Here is a 13,768-nt window from a genome sequence, read left to right as displayed (position 1 = left end):
GCCGCTGGCGCCCCATGGCGGGACAGGATCGCGTTACGGCACACGCGCGTTCGGGGGACTGAAGCCACCGGGCCAGACGGCAGGCCCATCTGCCCAGTGGCCGTCCGGCCTACTTTCCGAACTTGCGGAAATCGGGCTTGCGCTTCTCGCGGAAGGCGACACCGCCCTCCTTGCTCTCGTCGGTGTCGTAGTAGAGGCTGAGCGCGCGCATGCCGAGGGCGGAGATGCCCCGGATGTTCTCGCTGTCGGCGTTGAACGAGACCTTGGCCAGCGCCAGGGCGGTGGGCGAGCGGTCCATCAGCTCGGCGACCCAGCGGTCGACCTCGGCATCGAGCTCCTCTGGCGGAACGACGGCATTGGCGAGGCCCATGGCGAGCGCCTCTGCAGCGGTGTAGCGCTTGTTGAGGTACCAGATCTCGCGGGCCTTCTTCTCGCCGACCACGCGGGCGAGATAGGCGGTGCCGAAGCCCGGATCCACCGAGCCCACCTTGGGACCCACCTGGCCGAACTGGGCCTTGTCGGAGGCGATGGTGAGGTCGCAGATGGTGGCGAGCACATTGCCGCCGCCGATGGCGAAGCCGTTGACGCGGGCGATGACCGGCTTCGGCACGTCGCGGATCAGGCTCTGCAATTCGTCGATGGGCAGGCCGATGACGCCGCGCCCGTCATACTGGCCGTCGTGGGCCGACTGGTCGCCGCCGGTGCAGAATGCCTTGTCGCCGGCGCCGGTCAGCACGATCACGCCGACCTTGCGGTCCCAGCCTGCGGTCTGGAAGGCGTGGATGAGCTCGTCCACGGTCTGGCCGCGGAAGGCATTGTATTTGTCCGGCCGATTGATGGTGATCCAGGCGGCACCGCCGCGGATATCGTAGAGAATGTCCGTATAGCTCATGATTTCCCCCCTCAGCCGTGCATGGTGAGGCCGCCGGAGACCGAGATCACCTGGCCGGTGATGAAGGCGGCGTCGTCACTGGACAGGAACACGATGGCACCCGGCAGGTCGTCGGGCTTGCCCAGTCGGCCGAGCGGCACCGCGCGGGTGAAGGCGACACGCAGCTTGTCCTTGTCGCCGGCCGCCTCCATGAAGCTTTCCAGCATGACGGTCTCGGTGACGCCCGGGCACACGGTGTTGAAGGTGATGCCGTTGCGCGCATGCTCGCGGGCGAGCGTCTTCATGAAGGCGATGACCCCGGCCTTGCAGGCGGCATAGACCGCCTCGCCCGAGGAGCCGACGCGCCCGGCATCGGAGCCGATGGAGACCACGCGTCCGGCAACGCCGCGCCCGACGATGGAGGCGAGCACCGGCTTGGTGATGTTCAGCACCGAGCGCAGGTTGATGTCGATGATCTTGGTCCAGAAGTCGGGCTCCGACTTCAGGAACGGCACGAACAGGTCCCAGCCGGCATTATTGACCAGGATGTCGATGGGGCCGAAGGCACTCTCCACTTCGGCCACCTTGGCTGCGGTAGCGGCAGCATCGGTGAGGTCCACCACCGCGGTGATGGCCTCGCCGCCGGCAGCCTTGATCTCCTCCGCCACCTTTTCCGCGGCGGCAGTGCTGATGTCGGCAACCACGACGCGGGCGCCTTCCTCGGCGAAGCGCCGGCAGGTTGCCGATCCGATCCCGCCGCCACCGCCAGTTACAACAACTACTTTACCTTTTAAGCCTCGCACGGTGGTCATCCTCCATGGTCATGGGCAGGAGCGAAGGTACCGAAAGCTCGACGTTACTGCCTATTCTGGCGAGGAACCTTCGTTGATGCGCCCGCCGCCCTTGTGACATTGCTCTATCGGGTCGCGCTTTTTATGTCAATATATTTCCTTAAAATGGGCTGCCGGGGATCCCTTGACCGAGCGCTGCGGCGCGGTCAGAGTGCTGGCATGAAAAAGAATGGCGGCACTTCACGCGGGATTTCACCGGGACTGAGCAACAGGCTCTTCTTCCGGCTCTACCAATGCGCCAACATGTTGCATAAGACCGGCACGCGGGCGCTGGACGACTATGAGATCACCACCCAGCAATGGGCGGTGCTCGGCGCCCTCACGCGCCCCGCCTTCGCCGAGGGCGTGGCGGTGGGCGACCTCGCCGCCTTCCTGCTGGTCACCCGGCAGAACCTCGCCGGCGTCTTGCAGCGGCTCGAAGCCATGGACTATGTGGAGCGCACGGTGGATGCCAACGACAATCGCTCGCGCCTCATCCGCCTGACCCCCAAGGGGCGCAGCCTGTGGGACGCCAACATGCGCCCCGTCATCGCCGATTATTACGACGCGGCGCTGGCCGGCTTCTCCACCGAGGACAAGATCCACGTGATCCACTACCTCGACAAGATGCTCGCCAACTTCAAGGCCCTCGATCCGGAGATCGCCGCCCGTCGTCCGGATGAAGGCGAGTCCGTGCCGGCCGCCGCGCCGGTCCCTAGAGTCCGGCGCGTTCCTTCGCCCCGGCGGTGAGTGCCTTGGCAATGATGATCTGCTGGATCTGGGTGGTGCCCTCATAGATCCGGAACAGGCGGGCATCGCGGAAGAGCTGCTCGGCCCGGTATTCGCGGATATAGCCATTGCCGCCGTGGACCTGCACGTTGCGGTCGGCGATCCGGCCCACCGCCTCGGAGGCGAACATCTTGGCGCAGGAGGCTTCCACGCTCACGTCCTGCCCGGCATCGCGCTTGCGGGCAGCATCGAGCACCATGCAGCGAGCGGCGTAGGCATCTGCCTTCGAATCGGCAAACATGGCCTGGAGCAGCTGGAACTCGGCCAGAGGCCGGCCGAACTGCTTGCGGCCCACCGCATAGGCCAGCATGTCGTCGAGGATGCGCTCGGCGAGGCCCACGCAGGCGGCGGCGATGTGCAGGCGACCCTTGTCCAGCACCTTCATGGCCGTCTTGAAGCCCTGGCCCTCGATGCCGCCGATGAGCGCGGATGCAGGCACCCGGCAATCGTCGAAGATGACATCGCACACATGGGCACCCTGCTGGCCCATCTTCTTTTCCGGCTTGCCGGTGGACAGGCCGGGCGTTCCGCGCTCCACGGCGAAGGCCGAGACGCCGGAGGCGCCCTTCTGGCTGGGATCGGTGCGTGCCATCACGGTAAACAGGCCGGCATGAGGAGCGTTGGTGATGAAGCGCTTGGTCCCGTTCAGCACATAGACGTCACCGTCGCGGCGCGCCGTGGTCTTGACCGATCCGGCGTCGGATCCCACCTCCGGCTCGGTGAGGGCAAACGCGCCGACGATTTCGCCGGAGGCGAGGCCAGGCAGATATTTCGCCTTTTGCTCCGGCGTGCCGTCGATGGCGATGCCCTGCATGCCGATGCCCACGTTGGTGGCGAACATGGAGCGGAACGCCGGCGCGGCGCGGCCGAGCTCGAACACCGCAAGCACCTCCTCCTCCATGGTGAGGCCGAGGCCGCCAAAGTCCTCCGGCGCGGTCAGTCCGAACAGACCCAGTTCGCGCATCTCCGCGACGATGGCGGCCGGAATGGCGTCGGTCTCGGCCACCTCGGCCTCTGCGGGGATGAGCCGCTCGTCGACGAAGCGGCGGATCGCATCAAGCAGCTGGGACAGGGTCCCGGGATCCAAGGCCATGACATCCTCCCCTTTATTGTGGCAATATATTTACCTATATATGCGAGAAGCCCTATCCGCAAGACGGTGGCGTGGAGCATGAAGTTAAGCCTTTATAAGCGCATTCGCGTCGCGTTCGGCTTGCGTCAATAAGACAATATATTATCCTGCTTCAGGGGAGGAAAAACCGTGAAAGCCATTGTCTTGACGGAACGCGGCGCCCATGGCGTCGCTCTTCGCGACATGCCGGAACCCGCCGTGCCCGAGGGATGGGCGAAGGTTCGGATGCTGGCGGCATCGGTCAATCGCGTCGATCTCTACATGCGCGACTCCGGCGTCGGCGTGGTGGCCGAGGTGCCCGCCGCCTTCGCCCACCTCGAAGACGCGGCCCGCATGGGCAAGATCCTCATCCGCATTCCCTGAGCAGCACCGAGGGCCAGAGACATGACCTATGAAACCATCCTCGTCGCTACGGACGGCCCGGTCGGCATCATCACCCTCAACCGGCCGGAGGCGCTCAACGCGCTGAACCGCCAGATCACCTCAGAGCTGTCCCATGCGGCCGCCGCCTTCGATGCTGACGGCGCCATCGGCGCGATCGTGGTCACCGGCTCGGACAAGGCCTTCGCCGCCGGCGCCGACATCAAGGAGATCAAGGACAAGACCTTCGCCGAAGTCTATGCGGAGCAGTTCATCACCGCCACGTGGGAAGGCCTGTCACGGGTACGCAAGCCGACCGTCGCGGCGGTGGCGGGGCATGCCATCGGCGGCGGCTGCGAGCTGGCCTTGATGTGCGACATCATCGTGGCGTCGCAGACAGCCCGCTTTGCCCTGCCGGAAACCACCATCGGCATCATTCCCGGTGCCGGTGGCACCCAGCGCCTCACGCGCATCGTCGGCAAGGCGATTGCCATGGACATGATCCTCACCGGCCGCGCCTTGTCCGCCGCGGAGGCGCTGACCATGGGCCTCGTCAGCCGGGTGGTGGCAGAAGGGAAACATCTGGCCGAAGCCGTGGCCATCGCCGCGCGCATCGCCGCCTCCTCCCGCCCCGTCGTGGCGCTGGCGAAGGAAGCGGTGAACAAGGCCTACGAGACTCATCTCCAGGAGGGCCTGTATGTTGAACGCCGCCTGCTCTACGCCACCTTCGCCCTCGACGACCGGCGCGAGGGGATGAACGCCTTCGCCGAAAAGCGCAAGCCCGTTTTCCGCAACCGGTGACCAGGTTGCGCGCGCATTGAGCTCCGCAGCTCGGCTCGCGTCTTGGCGCCGAATGCGGGAACGCCCCCAGCCTTCCGAGCCCCGGGAATGGTCTCGGGCTACTTCAGCATGTCATCCATGCTGAAGAGCTGCAATCTTTGGCCTGCCCAACCGGGTGATCCAGTTGAAGCTAATATTAATTTGACGATTATTGTAATATCGCATTTTTACATAAGTCTGCCGCATTGTCTGTATGTGGCCCGTTGCCAAGGGAATAGATCGTGCCGGCTGAGCATCGCAGCCTGAGGCGATACCCCTGTCGGGCGCGAGTTGCTGGAATACCTTCCACCGGGTGAAATCCTTCTCGCCGACAAGCTGTAGGACGCCCCCTCGGCGTCCAGGACCTGACATTCATGTCTTCTGCTTGAGCCGAGACAGCACTTCGGCGAGATCGACATGGAAGAAGCCGATCGGATAGCTCTTGAGCTTCGTCTTCGCGGACTTCTCGCCTTCGGCCTCGGGCAGGCGGCCCTAGCCGGAGCTGGAAAACTCCTGGCTAGGGCTCACGCCGCCGGGAAGGAAAAGAGCCGTTCACGCGCGCGATCTGAGGCATGTTGCCGATCGCCGAGGGGCCTGAGATGGCATGGCATCCCTTCCTTCTCTGAGTTGCGTACCAAACGTCCGAGATGCGCCACTTATGGAATGAAGCACCGCTGGTGCCTCCCCCATCGGTTAACGGGTTTCCAGCCCTCGCCGCCTGACCCTTCCGGCTCCGGCGCGCGTTTGACGCGGAACCGCCGTTGACTGACGGGGGATGAGGGTCGGGGCGGCGATTCGGAGGCGGTCGGACCGCGTTGCGGGGCCTCGGGTCAGGAGATCCAACGCGTCGGCGGCGATCTGGTCGAACGGGACGCGCACCGAGGTGAGCGGGGTCGGCAGGCGGCTGACGATGGGAATGTCGTTGTAGCCCACCAGCGATACGTCGCCCGGCACCGTCAGGCCGAGCCGCGCGAGCGTCGACAGGGCGCCGATGGCGGTGTTGTCGTTGACTGCGAACAGCGCGGTGGGCGGATCGGGGAGGCGCATCAGCCGCTCCGCCGCATCCGCCCCCGAATCGATGCCGAAGGTGGATTCGATCAGCAATGCGGGGTCCTCGGGAATGCCTGCCTCGGCGAGCGCCTCCCGGTAGCCTTCGACGCGGCCCCGGCTACTGGAGGCATAGCTCGGCCCCGCGATGATGCCGATGCGGCGGTGACCCAGGTCGATCAGATGCCGGGTCGCCAGATATCCGCCGAGCCGGTCGTCCCCCACCGAGGCGAGGCTGCGCCCGTCGCTGCGCAGAGCGAGCACATAGGGCACACCGCGGTTCGCCAGTTCCTGCGCAAAGTCGTCCCCCGTCCGCGCAGTGGAGAGGACGAGGCCGTCCACACCCCGCTGCAGCAGGGTCTGCGCGGCCGCGCGGTCGGCGCGCGGCTCGTCGTCCGTGGTGGCGACGATGGCGAATTGCCCGGTGCGGGCGCAGGCCCGGGCCAGAGCCTCGTAGAGCATGGCCATCACGGTGTCGGTCAGCCGCGGGACGATGACGCCGATGGTGTTGGTCTGGCCGCGCCGCAGGCTCGCGGCGGAAACGTCCCGCATGTAGCCGAGGCTTTCCGCCACCTGCCGCACGCGCCGGGCCGTCGCGTTGTCGGAACGGGGGAGGCGCTCGTCCAGGATGCGCGACACGGTGGATTTGGAGACGCCGGCCGCCGCCGCGACATCGAGGATGGTCACCCGTCCGTGCCGCTCCTGCGGTTCTTCATCCTGCAACGGCGTGTGTCCTTCGATCTGGGGCCTGGCGACAAGTTAGCGATTGACAGGAGCCGGACACAAGCGCAATTATGGGAACGTTCCCGCTAACGATCCAACAAAAGCTGCGGGTCGGAGGAAGCGGGACCGGATTTTCGGTCTGAACGATCCCAAGGAAGGAACTGGAACCATGGCTATCGACTGGAAGGGCCTGAACCCCGCCCCCGTCACCCTCTTCAAGGACAATGGCGACGTCGATTTCGACGGCAACGCGCGCCTCGCCAAGTGGCTGGCCGCCATTCCCGGCGTGAAGAGCCTCGTCATCCTCGGCCACGCTGGCGAGGGCACCTTCCTGACCTTCGAGGAGCAGATCGAGCTGATCCGCGTCTACAAGGACGCGACCCCCCTCCCCGTCATCGCCGGCATCACCGGTGAAGGCACCAAGGTCGCCGAGATCGAGGCGAAGAAGAAGTTCGATGCCGGCGCGAGCGGCGCGCTCGTGTATCCCAACCACGGCTGGCTGCGCTTCGGCTACCAGAAGGGCGCCCCGCAGGACCGCTACAAGGCCATCGCCCAGTCGGGCCTGGAGTGCATCCTGTTCCAGTATCCGGCCGTGACCAAGGCCAATTACGACCTCGACACCCAGCTCGAGATCGCCGCCATCCCGGGCGTGACCGCCACCAAGAACGGCGTGCGCGACATGAAGCGCTGGTACAACGAGATCCCGGCCCTCAAGAACGCCTTCCCGAACCTTGCCATCATGTCCTGCCACGACGAGTGGCTGCTGCCCACCATGTTCGACGTGGACGGCCTGCTGGTCGGCTACGGCAACATGGCGCCCGAGCTGCTGATCGAATACCTCAATGCCGGCAAGGCGCAGGACTACACCCTGGCCCGCAAGTACCACGAGCAGCTGCTTCCCGTGACCCGCGCGGTCTACCACCGCGGCTCGCACATGGAGGGCACCGTCGCCCTCAAGCATGCGCTCCGCGCCCGCGGCCTCATCGACAACGTCAACATCCGCGAGCCCCTCAAGCCCATCGGCGATGCCGCCGACGCCGAGATCCGCGCGGCCGTGAAGGCCTCCGGCCTCACGGTCGTCGCCGACGCGCTCGCGGCCTGATCGCCGTCTGCAGACCAGGAACCGCATCGGGCCGCCTCGGCGGCCCGATGACGGGTCACGGCGAGCGCCGGCGCATCCGGCGTGCATAATCAAGAAAACATCGCCATCCGGGAGCAACCCGGGGCATCTGGAGGACATCATGCTCAAGCGACGGGACTTTCTAGTCTCCTCCGCCGCCCTGTTCGGCGCGGCCCTCGCCCCGACCGTCCTGCGGGCGGCGAGCGACTATCCCAGCCGGCCCATCAAGCTGGTCGTCCCGTTCGCCCCCGGCGGCGGCGTCGACGTGTTCGCCCGGCTGATCGGGCAGAAGCTCAAGGAACTCAAGGGCTACACGGTCGTCATCGACAACCGCAGCGGGGCCAACGGCACGACCGGCGGCAGCGCGGTGCGCAAGTCCGACCCGGACGGCTACACCATCCTGTTCTCGGCCGGGACCCATGTGATGGCCGGCAGCGTGATGAAGACGCCGCCGTATGATCCCATCACCGACTTCACCCCGATCGCGCGGGCCGGCGAGGCGCCCATGATCATGGTGATGTCGCCGAAGCGGCCGCAGACCACCATCGCCGAGATCATCGCCAGCGCCACCAAGGCGCCGCAGGACTGGAACCTCGCCGTCGCGGCCATGGGCTCTCCCGGGCATCTCGCCACCATCGAGTTCAACAACCTGGCGAACCTCAACCTCGACATCATCCCCTATCGCGGCACGGCCCCAGGCCTCAACGACGTGGCCGGCGGCAACGTCCAGCTCATGATCGACCCGGTGCTGGCGCTGCTGCCCTATGCGCAGGCCGGGAGCGTGAAGGCTATCGCGCTCACATCGAGCAAGCGCAGCAGCCTCGCCCCACAGGTTCCGACCGCCGCCGAAAGCGGCCTGCCCGGCCTCAACCAGTCCTCCTGGTATGGCGTCTGGGGCCCGAAGGACATGCCGCCCGACCTGGTGAAGACGCTGAATGCCGCTGTCAACGAGGCCGTCCGCGCGCTTGCCGACAGCGGGCAGCTCGCGAAGATCGGCATCGAGCCCGTCACCGAGACGCCGCAGCAGTTCGACGCCTTCCAGCGGGCCTACCTCAAGAAGGGCGCCGACCTGCTCGCCTCGGTCAATTTCGAGCCGAGCTGAGGTGCCGGGGGGACGCTCCCGAGCCGCCTCCTCTCCCCCTTTTCCACCAAATGCAATGCCGGGGCGCGCTTCACGCCGAGCGCGTCCGCGCCCTCTGGGCGGAATCTCTGCGCACGCGGACGCAGCGAGACCAAAAACGAAAGCACCCCTTGGAGGACCGACATGCTCACGCAGACCCCACCCCACATGGTGGCCGACGGCCCGGCGGACATCAGCGCCCGCATCGAGCGGCTCCCGATCACGCGGCGCGTGTTCTGGACCCGGAATATCATCGGCGCCGCCACCTTCTTCGACGGCTACACCGTGATCGCCATCGCCTATGCGATGCCGGTGCTGGTGCGCGAGTGGGGGCTCAAGCCCGAGCAGACCGGCATGATCCTTTCCATGGGCTACCTCGGTCAGCTCATCGGCGCGGTTTTCTTCGGCTGGCTCGCCGAGCGCATCGGCCGCCTCTCGGTGCTGCTGTTTACCATCCTGCTGTTCGTCAGCATGGATATCGCCTGCCTGTTCGCCTGGGGCGCCGCCTCCATGATGGCATTCCGCTTCATCCAGGGCATCGGCACTGGTGGCGAGGTGCCCGTGGCGAGCGCCTACATCAACGAATACATCAGCTCGAAGGGGCGCGGCCGCTTCTTCCTGCTCTACGAGGTGATGTTCCTGTTCGGCCTCGTGGGAGCAGGCATCATCGCCCGCGCACTGGTGCCGGTCTACGGCTGGCAGGCCATGTTCCTTGTCGGCCTCGTCCCCGCGGCCATCCTCATTCCGCTGCGCTTCTTCATGAAGGAATCGCCGCGCTGGCTCGCCGCCAAGGGGCGCTATGACGAGGCCGACAGGATCGTCTCGGAACTCGAGCGCAGCGCCACCGCGCAGGGCCATGTGCTTGCGGAGCCGAAGGCGGTGGCGGTGAAGCCGGTGGAGCGCTCCGGCATCCGCGAACTGTTCACGGGCATCTACCGCCGGCGGACGCTGACCATCTGGTCCATGTGGTTCTGCTCCTACCTCGTGGCCAACGGCATGATCGCCTGGCTGCCCACGCTCTACCGGCAGACCTTCAACCTGCCGCTGGAGACGGCGCTGCTCTACGGCCTCCTGACCTCGGTCGCCGGCGTGGTGGCTTCCATCGCCTGCGCCCTGCTGATCGACAAGGTCGGCCGCAAGCGCTGGTATACCTTCGCCTTCCTCGCGGCGCCCATCCCGCTGTTGGTCCTCGCCCTGCTCGGCGCGACCTCACCGACCGAAGTGCTGATCCTGGCCAGCCTCGCCTATGCGATCGTGCAGACCATCACCTTCTCGCTCTACCTTTATTCGGCGGAGCTCTATCCGACGCGCCTCAGGGCGATCGGCACCGGTCTCGGCAGCGCATGGCTGCGCCTCGGCTCCTCGGCCGGCCCCATCGTCGTCGGCACCATCATGGGCGCCGCCGGCATCCAGTATGTCTTCGCTGCCTTCGCCGGCGTCCTCATCGTCGGCGCCCTGGTCACCATGCTCTTCGCCATCGAGACCAAGGGGCGGGTGCTGGAAGAATTGTCCCCGTAGCGTCTGCCGACGTGACGTTGCCCCTCAGCCCTCGCGCTACTTTGGCGGATTAATGGATTGATAATGCTGACGTGTTGAGGTTTGCGCGCGGACTCGCGCGCAGGCCATGGCGAGCTGGGATGAGGCGTTGGGGGTGTTTCTGGAGCCGTTTGTCGCCCTGCTGGGGCACAAGAAGCGGCGACAGATGTGCCCACTCTACGTGGCGGGGCTGTCCGAGCGCCGACCAGCAAGCCCTCCTTGGTCCGCTGCGCCATCTACACCCGCAAATCCTCCGAGGAGGGGCTGGAGCAGAGCTTCAACTCCCTCGACGCCCGGCGCGAGGCCTGCGAAGCCTATGTCGCCAGCCAGAAGGCGGAAGGCTGGATCGTCCTGCCCCGGATGTACGACGACGGCGGCTTCTCCGGCGGCACCATGGAACGGCCGGCCCTGCGGAAGCTCCTCGCTGATGTGGAGGCCAAGCTCATCGACACGGTGGTCGTCTACAAGGTCGACCGCCTCACCCGCGCGCTCCAAGGGCATGTGGATGGGTGAACGCCCGCCGCTCGGCTACGAGGTCCGCGACCGCAAGCTGGAGATCGCCGAGGCCGAGGCGGAAACGGTCCGGCACATCTTCGGGCGTTATGCCGAGCTTGGCTCGGTTCCGGTACCGACAAGGTCTCTCCCTGCAGTTGCAGGACGAGCCTCGGCCCATGCCTTTGAACCGGCCGCGCTATTTCCGCCGAACGGCAAAAGTCAAAAAACACCGCAAAATCAATTGGTTATGGCGGAGAGGGGGTCCGACGAACTCCTGTCCGGGGGCGTTCGGCTCCGTTCGTTAAGTAGCATGTATATCAATTAATTACTCCATCTCCTGTCCGCTATCGTTTCAGAGCGTCCGGCCAAAGCCAGCTCATGAGGTGGGGTTGAAAGTGGGGTTAGTGTGTTTAGGATCCCGGTGGGGTTGGCTTCCCATCGGAGGGGTATGTGGCACGTGCAACGAACCGGCTCACCGCACGGACCGTGGCGAACCTGAAGGAACCGGGCCGCTATGCGGACGGCGGTGGTCTCTATCTCCAGATCGGCCCCACCGGCACGAAGGCATGGCTCTTCATGTTCCGCCGCGATGGGAAGCGCCGGGAGATGGGGCTGGGCTCGGCCAGGGATGTCGGCCTCGCTGAAGCGCGCCAGAAGGCCGAGGACGCCCGCCGCCTCACGGCGGAGCGGCAGGACCCACTGGAAAGCCGAAAAGCCTCTGAGGCGCGCCAAAAGGAGGCTGAGGGGGCTCCCTCCTTCGGGGAGTTCGCCGATGCCATGGCTGAGAAGCTGACGCCCGGCTTCAGGAATGAGAAGCACGCGGCACAATGGAAAATGACCCTCGGCCCCGCCTACTGCGCGAAGATCCGCGAGAGGAAGCTGGCGGACATCAATACCGATGACGTGCTCGCGGTCCTGCAACCGGTGTGGATGGAGAAGAACGAGACAGCGTCTCGCCTCCGGGGCCGCATCGAGAAGGTGCTGGATGCCGCCAAGGCCAAGGGGCTGCGCACGGGAGATAACCCCGCCCGCTGGCGGGGCCACCTCGACACCCTTCTGCCGAAGCGCCAGAAGCTCCAGCGTGGTCATCACCCCGCCCTCCCCTACGCAGAGGTGCCCGCCTTCCTCACCGAACTGCGGACGCGGGAGGCTATGGCAGCGCGAGCCCTGGAGTTCGCCATTCTGACGGCCGCCCGGTCGGGCGAGGCGCTGGGGGCGACGTGGGGCGAGGTCGATCTCAAGGCCGAGGTATGGACGGTGCCGGCCAATCGCATGAAGGCCGGGCGAGAACATCGTGTACCCCTGACGGCGCCCGCCATTGCGCTCCTGAGGGCGCTGGAAGCCCTGCGCCCAGAGGATGACGACAAGGGTGCTTACGTCTTCCCTGGGCAGCGGAAGGGCCGCCCCTTAAGCAGCATGGCCATGGAAATGCTCCTGCGCCGCCAGAAGCTGGAGATCACCGTCCACGGCTTCCGCTCGTCTTTCCGGGACTGGGCCGCCGAGGAGACGGGTTTCCCACGGGAGATCGCCGAAGCCGCCCTCGCCCATGTCGTGGGGGATGCCACCGAGCGGGCCTATCGCCGGGGTGATGCCCTGGAGAAGCGCCGCGAGCTGATGACGGCATGGGCGGCCCATTGCCAGCCAAAGGCCGTGGAATGATGGGTAGAAATAAAATGGTATTATTATACTACTACTTATTGAATAGGGTATCTTATGTGCCGAAATGCCAAAATCGCCGAAATAGAAATCCCATTCATTTTCAATATGTTGTGTGCGGTGAATTTGGCACGGCGTCTGTGCCGAAATTGCCAAATTGCCGATTTGCCACTCCGTGAGAGCGAAGCACGGGACGCGTAGTCGGGGCTGTACCGTGAGCAGGGCCTAACGGAGCTTCGCGATCCCAATGCCATCGATTTTGGCGCGGTCTTTGATGGATTCCTCGCTGCGCGTCATCGCTTTCGAAATGGCTTTGAGTGCCATACCCTTCTTGGCCAGCAATTTGAGCTTTTCGAGTTCCTCATGGGTCCAGGGCTGGCGGTGGCGTTCAAATCGCTCGGCCATGATCTGCTCCTACTTTGCCAGGACGCATCCGGCATTCGCACTATCTATGTCAGCGATGGCGCCAAGCGGCGGGACGTGCTGCGATCGTGTCAGCACCATCCGGCCGCTCGGCGCCAGAGGACTAAACCGCTGCCGCGGTAGGCGCGCTGCATGACGGGCGGTTGGGTACTTTCCATGTGGTGCCCGGCATAGGCGGGCGGACCATCACGGGGTTTCTCAACCTTTGGAGAGCCCCATGGACGATCAGGAACACCTCACAAGCACACGGCCAGCCATCAGCCCGCTGCGGCGACGATGAACGGCCGGTTTGGGGCCGTGACCGGAACGTCCCCTTCGAGATTCGGCTGCACGGATAGCCGCCGATCAGCGACCCACCCGAACTCGCCATTCTCTGCTTCTAAGTCGCTGCAACCCCAGACACTACCCGCGCTCTTTGCCGTCGATTACCGAGCCCGCCGGTCCGAGGAAATCGACAAGCTGCTCAGTCAGCGAGTCGCGGTCCGTCACCCTGCACTCCCACACGGTAAGCGAAGTCCAGCCCGACCGCGAGAGGGCGTCCACCGACGCAGCGTCCCGCTCCCGGTTCCTTGCGATCTTCGGAACCCAATAGTCCTGACGGCTCTGCGGTCGTCGGCCGGCGCGGCAATCGTGACCGTGCCAGAAGCACCCGTGCACGAAGATCGCCTTCTTGCGACCGGGGAACACGATGTCCGGCGAGCCGGGCAGCTTCTTGACGTGGAGCCGGTAGCGATAACCGGCCGCGTGCAGCAGGCGCCGAACGATCATCTCCGGCGCGGTGTCCTTGCGCCGGACAGCTTTCATGTTTGCACTTCGGGCCTCGGGCGTCAGTCTATCCATCGTCTCC

The 13,768-nt window shown here is 65.6% G+C and carries 13 protein-coding genes and 1 pseudogene; 8 read left to right on the top strand and 6 right to left on the bottom strand.

Annotated elements, in window-relative coordinates; all coding sequences use genetic code 11:
• Window positions 1–109: 109 nt before the first annotated feature.
• Together badI and K9U41_RS03920 are read right to left on the bottom strand one after the other, a co-directional pair.
• Window positions 110–892 carry a 2-ketocyclohexanecarboxyl-CoA hydrolase gene (gene badI, locus K9U41_RS03925; RefSeq protein WP_282639552.1) on the bottom strand — a complete coding sequence of 261 codons (783 nt, stop codon included), beginning with the start codon at window positions 890–892 and terminating at the stop codon, window positions 110–112.
• Between the two features lie 11 nt (window positions 893–903).
• A complete protein-coding gene (locus K9U41_RS03920) occupies window positions 904–1,683 on the bottom strand; it encodes an SDR family NAD(P)-dependent oxidoreductase (RefSeq protein WP_282639551.1) in 780 nt (259 codons plus the stop codon).
• Between the two features lie 198 nt (window positions 1,684–1,881).
• Between K9U41_RS03920 and K9U41_RS03915 the strand changes: the two genes are divergently transcribed.
• A complete protein-coding gene (locus tag K9U41_RS03915) occupies window positions 1,882–2,451 on the top strand; it encodes a MarR family winged helix-turn-helix transcriptional regulator (protein ID WP_349237829.1) in 570 nt (189 codons plus the stop codon).
• Here the strand turns inward: K9U41_RS03915 and K9U41_RS03910 are convergent.
• A complete protein-coding gene (locus K9U41_RS03910) occupies window positions 2,417–3,583 on the bottom strand; it encodes an acyl-CoA dehydrogenase family protein (protein ID WP_282639549.1) in 1,167 nt (388 codons plus the stop codon). The genes K9U41_RS03915 and K9U41_RS03910 overlap by 35 nt on opposite strands.
• Window positions 3,584–3,751: 168 nt before the next feature.
• Between K9U41_RS03910 and K9U41_RS03905 the strand changes: the two genes are divergently transcribed.
• Complete coding sequence (locus tag K9U41_RS03905; RefSeq protein ID WP_282639548.1) at window positions 3,752–3,985, top strand: hypothetical protein; 234 nt, start codon at window positions 3,752–3,754, stop codon at window positions 3,983–3,985.
• Window positions 3,986–4,006: 21 nt separating this feature from the next.
• On the top strand, window positions 4,007–4,783 hold the full coding sequence (locus K9U41_RS03900; RefSeq protein ID WP_282639547.1) for an enoyl-CoA hydratase-related protein: 777 nt from the start codon (window positions 4,007–4,009) through the stop codon (window positions 4,781–4,783).
• Between the two features lie 711 nt (window positions 4,784–5,494).
• Here the strand turns inward: K9U41_RS03900 and K9U41_RS03895 are convergent.
• The gene (locus K9U41_RS03895; RefSeq protein WP_282639546.1) at window positions 5,495–6,571 is read right to left on the bottom strand and encodes a LacI family DNA-binding transcriptional regulator; all 1,077 of its coding nucleotides are present in this window, start codon (window positions 6,569–6,571) and stop codon (window positions 5,495–5,497) included.
• 169 nt (window positions 6,572–6,740) lie between these two features.
• Here K9U41_RS03895 and K9U41_RS03890 point away from each other — a divergent pair, with 169 nt between their 5' ends.
• From K9U41_RS03890 to K9U41_RS03870, 5 genes and pseudogenes are all read left to right on the top strand, one after another.
• Complete coding sequence (locus K9U41_RS03890; protein ID WP_282639545.1) at window positions 6,741–7,673, top strand: dihydrodipicolinate synthase family protein; 933 nt, start codon at window positions 6,741–6,743, stop codon at window positions 7,671–7,673.
• 139 nt (window positions 7,674–7,812) lie between these two features.
• Window positions 7,813–8,793, top strand: a complete 981-nt coding sequence (locus K9U41_RS03885) for a Bug family tripartite tricarboxylate transporter substrate binding protein (protein ID WP_282639544.1) — start codon at window positions 7,813–7,815, stop codon at window positions 8,791–8,793.
• 162 nt (window positions 8,794–8,955) lie between these two features.
• Window positions 8,956–10,329, top strand: a complete 1,374-nt coding sequence (locus K9U41_RS03880) for an MFS transporter (protein WP_282639543.1) — start codon at window positions 8,956–8,958, stop codon at window positions 10,327–10,329.
• Between the two features lie 186 nt (window positions 10,330–10,515).
• Window positions 10,516–10,996, top strand: a pseudogene (locus K9U41_RS03875) (recombinase family protein); the annotation flags it as partial.
• A 296-nt stretch (window positions 10,997–11,292) separates the two neighbouring features.
• A complete protein-coding gene (locus K9U41_RS03870; RefSeq protein WP_282639542.1) occupies window positions 11,293–12,501 on the top strand; it encodes a tyrosine-type recombinase/integrase in 1,209 nt (402 codons plus the stop codon).
• Between the two features lie 222 nt (window positions 12,502–12,723).
• Here K9U41_RS03870 and K9U41_RS03865 read toward each other — a convergent pair whose 3' ends face one another.
• On the bottom strand, window positions 12,724–12,903 hold the full coding sequence (locus tag K9U41_RS03865) for a Myb-like DNA-binding domain-containing protein (RefSeq protein ID WP_203195904.1): 180 nt from the start codon (window positions 12,901–12,903) through the stop codon (window positions 12,724–12,726).
• A 420-nt stretch (window positions 12,904–13,323) separates the two neighbouring features.
• Window positions 13,324–13,761, bottom strand: coding sequence for a very short patch repair endonuclease (locus K9U41_RS03860; RefSeq protein ID WP_282639541.1), 438 nt, complete (start codon window positions 13,759–13,761; stop codon window positions 13,324–13,326).
• Between the last annotated feature and the right edge of the window lie 7 nt (window positions 13,762–13,768).

It is taken from the genome of Xanthobacter autotrophicus (assembly GCF_029991245.1).
Classification (GTDB): domain Bacteria; phylum Pseudomonadota; class Alphaproteobacteria; order Rhizobiales; family Xanthobacteraceae; genus Xanthobacter; species Xanthobacter autotrophicus_C.
The sequence above is the reverse complement of the archived record's forward strand: the minus strand, read 5'-3'. Positions and strand labels throughout refer to the sequence as shown.

What these genes read in the sequence shown, in the direction of transcription:
- badI (WP_282639552.1), bottom strand. Translation starts at nt 892, where the DNA reads ATGAGCTATACGGACATTCTCTACGATATCCGCGGCGGTGCCGCCTGG.
- K9U41_RS03920 (WP_282639551.1), bottom strand. Translation starts at nt 1,683, where the DNA reads ATGACCACCGTGCGAGGCTTAAAAGGTAAAGTAGTTGTTGTAACTGGC.
- K9U41_RS03915 (WP_349237829.1), top strand. Translation starts at nt 1,882, where the DNA reads ATGAAAAAGAATGGCGGCACTTCACGCGGGATTTCACCGGGACTGAGC.
- K9U41_RS03910 (WP_282639549.1), bottom strand. Translation starts at nt 3,583, where the DNA reads ATGGCCTTGGATCCCGGGACCCTGTCCCAGCTGCTTGATGCGATCCGC.
- K9U41_RS03900 (WP_282639547.1), top strand. Translation starts at nt 4,007, where the DNA reads ATGACCTATGAAACCATCCTCGTCGCTACGGACGGCCCGGTCGGCATC.
- K9U41_RS03890 (WP_282639545.1), top strand. Translation starts at nt 6,741, where the DNA reads ATGGCTATCGACTGGAAGGGCCTGAACCCCGCCCCCGTCACCCTCTTC.
- K9U41_RS03885 (WP_282639544.1), top strand. Translation starts at nt 7,813, where the DNA reads ATGCTCAAGCGACGGGACTTTCTAGTCTCCTCCGCCGCCCTGTTCGGC.
- K9U41_RS03880 (WP_282639543.1), top strand. Translation starts at nt 8,956, where the DNA reads ATGCTCACGCAGACCCCACCCCACATGGTGGCCGACGGCCCGGCGGAC.
- K9U41_RS03865 (WP_203195904.1), bottom strand. Translation starts at nt 12,903, where the DNA reads ATGGCCGAGCGATTTGAACGCCACCGCCAGCCCTGGACCCATGAGGAA.
- K9U41_RS03860 (WP_282639541.1), bottom strand. Translation starts at nt 13,761, where the DNA reads ATGGATAGACTGACGCCCGAGGCCCGAAGTGCAAACATGAAAGCTGTC.